We start from the raw sequence: 2910 nt of genomic DNA, 5'->3' as shown, positions 1-2910 counted from the left end.
AAGATCGACCGCAGCTTCATCAATGATTTCGAGCATGATACCAACGCACAGGCCGTGACCATGGCGGTGATCGGCATCGGGTCGCGCCTTGGCATGACCGTCGTGACCGAAGGGGTGGAGACCGAGCAGCAGCGCCTTTTGCTTGAGGAGCTGAAGTGCGACGTGATGCAGGGCTACCTGTTCGCCAAGCCACTTCCCGCCCATGAGCTGGAGAAATGGTATCGCGCAGGCAAGGCGCGGGGCACCTTTGTCCCGCCGATCGCCGACCGTCCCGGCGCGCTGGAAATGCAGAAGGCGGCAAAGGAAGCCGCCGCAATCAAGGGCAAGGCCGCCCCCACCGTGGCGTCCGCCACCGCCGGGGACAAGGCCGCGAAATGATGATACCGGTCGTCGTACTGTCGTGGCAGGCGGCGATCGTGCATTTTTTGAATGAAGATTGTTGTTTGAATTTTTTGATCCCCCGTTTTCAGGTCTGAGGGAAACATGTCATTGCAACACGATGATCGGCTGCGCGCCCTTACTCACCAGGATGCGGATTTCTGGGCCGATCTGGTTGATGATGTCCTGATTGTCGCCATTACAGATCGTGATGGCGTGATTACCTATGTCAACGACAAGTTCTGCAAGGTCAGCAAATATTCTGCGAAGGAATTGCTGGGATCGACCCATCGCCTGCTGAATTCAGGGTATCATGACGCGGCGTTTTTCCAGGAGATGTACCGCACCATCCAGGCGGGGCAGCCGTGGCGGGGCAATATCTGCAACCGTGCGAAGGACGGCACGATCTATTGGGTTGCGACCACCATCATCCCCAAATGCAGCCCCACGGGCGAGGTGGAGGGCTATGTCGCCAGCCGCTTTGAGATCACCGAACTGATGAAGACGAAAGAGCGGCTGTCCGAACTGGCGGAGACCGATACGCTGACGGCGCTGCTTAATCGTGGGGGGTTCAATACCGCGCTGTCCGCGGCCCTGGGCCTGTCAAGCAAGGAGCCGCCGCAATCGCGCGCGCTGGTGATGTTCGACCTTGACGGGTTCAAGCAGATCAATGACATCCATGGCCACCATGCGGGGGATATCGTCCTGCGTGTCGTGGCCTCGCGCCTGGTGGAACTGACGGACCCCGATGACCCGATCAGCCGCCTGGGCGGGGATGAATTCGCCATCGTGCTGAACAAGACGCTGCGCAGTGTTCCGCTGGAAAAATACATGGACCGGCTGCAGGCGGCGCTGGAACGGCCGATCGATATCGAAACCGTCACCGTCAGCATTTCCGGCAGTATTGGCGCCGTCTTCCTCGATGCGCGCGAAAGCGTGGAGGACATGCAGAAAAATGCCGACATGGCGCTGTATGCGGCCAAGCGGGCGGGGGGCAAGCAGGCGCAGATGTTCACATCCGCCCTGCGTCATCGCGCGCAGGTGCGCACCCAGATCCTGATCGAGGCGCGCAGTGGTGTGAAGAACGGGCAGTTCGAGGTTTATTACCAGCCGATCCTGAACTGCCACACCTGTCAGTTGGACCAGATTGAGGCGCTGTTGCGCTGGCACCATCCCGAACGCGGCCTGCTGGCGGCGGAGGATTTTGCCGATGTTTTCACCGACTCCACCCTGACGCAGGCGATGGGGCCGTCGATGATCGCCTCCTTCCAGCGCGATGTGGAGATGTGGAACCGCACGGGCCAGCCCCCGCGCCAGCTTGCGATCAACATGTCGCGCATGGACCTGGGCCGTGCGGAATATCGCGTGGAACTGGAACAGTCGCTGCGTGATTTTGGCCTCTCGCCCGCCAATTTCGTGCTGGAGGTGACGGAGCCGATGTTGCAGGGCCGCCGGGCGGAGCAGAGCATGCACAATATCCGCGAACTCGGGGCCGCGGGCTTTCAGATCGCGATGGATAATTTCGGCAAGGGCGAGACGATGTTGCGCCACCTGCGCGACCTGCCGTTCAACCAGCTCAAGATCGATCAGTCGCTTGTCACGGGCATCGTGGACAATGCCGGCGATCGCGAGGTCCTCGCCAGCCTGATCGGGCTGGGGCAGGTCTATGGGCTGGAAGTGACGGTCGAGGGTGTGGAGACGCGCGCCCAGTTCGAGATCGTGCATATGATGAAGCCCGACCGGGTGCAGGGGTTCTTCATTTCCCCCGCCCTGTCGTCGCAGGCGCTGCTGAAGCTGCCGTCGCGTTTTGAAATCGCGGCCTAGGCACCATGACGCAGGGTGATGTTCCCGTGGGGGCGATGCGGTTGACCGATGCCGTCGTGCGCGTGGATGTGGCGGGATGGGCCAATACGCGACGCATCATGCATGTTCGCCATGACGGGGATGATGCGGTGCTGCCTGCCTTTGTCCCCACGGCAGGATGGGTGCGCCTGCTGGAACGGTATTGCACCGGTGCGGGGCCGGTGGATGGGCCGGATGGCCGCCTGTCGCCCACACGGGTGATGTTGGGTCTGGACCGTGCGATCGCGCGCCTGATGGAAGCAGCGGCAGGCGATGACGTACGTGCGGGCCGTGCGCTGGGGGCGGGGTATATCGTGCATTCCGACCTGTTCGACCCGGCGGGCGGGGCGGTGCATCTGCGGCTGGTTGTTGACCGTGATACCGCAGTGGCCTGCGTGATCGTGGGCCTGCCGGATGATCTGGCGCCGCTGGACCTGCCGCCGCTGGTGGAGTGAAGGGTACAGGCCGGGCACCTTGGTCAGGAAGGTTTCTGGTGTTGCGAGTATCTGAATGGTGGCGTTTTACGAAGCGTTTGGGAAAACCGTTGCCAGAAACTTTTCAGGACGGTTTGAAACCAAACCATTGATAGAAAATAAGAAAAGTTTTTGGGGGCGCCTTGTTTCAAACAAGGCTGCATCTTCTGAGGGACTGTTTGAAAAGTCAGGCTCAATAACATCCTGAAATTATAAA

Annotated in this window: 4 protein-coding genes; 3 read left to right on the top strand and 1 reads right to left on the bottom strand. The window is 60.7% G+C overall.

The features are described from left to right. The 3 genes from B7G66_RS13960 to B7G66_RS13950 form a co-directional block, all read left to right on the top strand. On the top strand, positions 1-378 hold a 378-nt coding region (locus B7G66_RS13960), incomplete at its 5' end, for an EAL domain-containing protein (RefSeq protein ID WP_048859297.1). 105 nt (positions 379-483) lie between these two features. Then, the gene (locus tag B7G66_RS13955) at positions 484-2202 is read left to right on the top strand and encodes a putative bifunctional diguanylate cyclase/phosphodiesterase (protein WP_003621901.1); all 1719 of its coding nucleotides are present in this window, start codon (positions 484-486) and stop codon (positions 2200-2202) included. Positions 2203-2207: 5 nt separating this feature from the next. Next, the gene (locus tag B7G66_RS13950; protein ID WP_040511072.1) at positions 2208-2675 is read left to right on the top strand and encodes a hypothetical protein; all 468 of its coding nucleotides are present in this window, start codon (positions 2208-2210) and stop codon (positions 2673-2675) included. A gap of 23 nt (positions 2676-2698) precedes the next feature. Here the strand turns inward: B7G66_RS13950 and B7G66_RS18460 are convergent. Beyond that, a partial coding sequence (locus B7G66_RS18460; RefSeq protein ID WP_206778199.1) for a hypothetical protein occupies positions 2699-2910 on the bottom strand: 212 nt, incomplete at its 5' end.

This window comes from Novacetimonas hansenii JCM 7643 (assembly GCF_000964405.1).
Lineage (GTDB): Bacteria > Pseudomonadota > Alphaproteobacteria > Acetobacterales > Acetobacteraceae > Novacetimonas > Novacetimonas hansenii.
The sequence above is the reverse complement of the archived record's forward strand: the minus strand, read 5'-3'. Positions and strand labels throughout refer to the sequence as shown.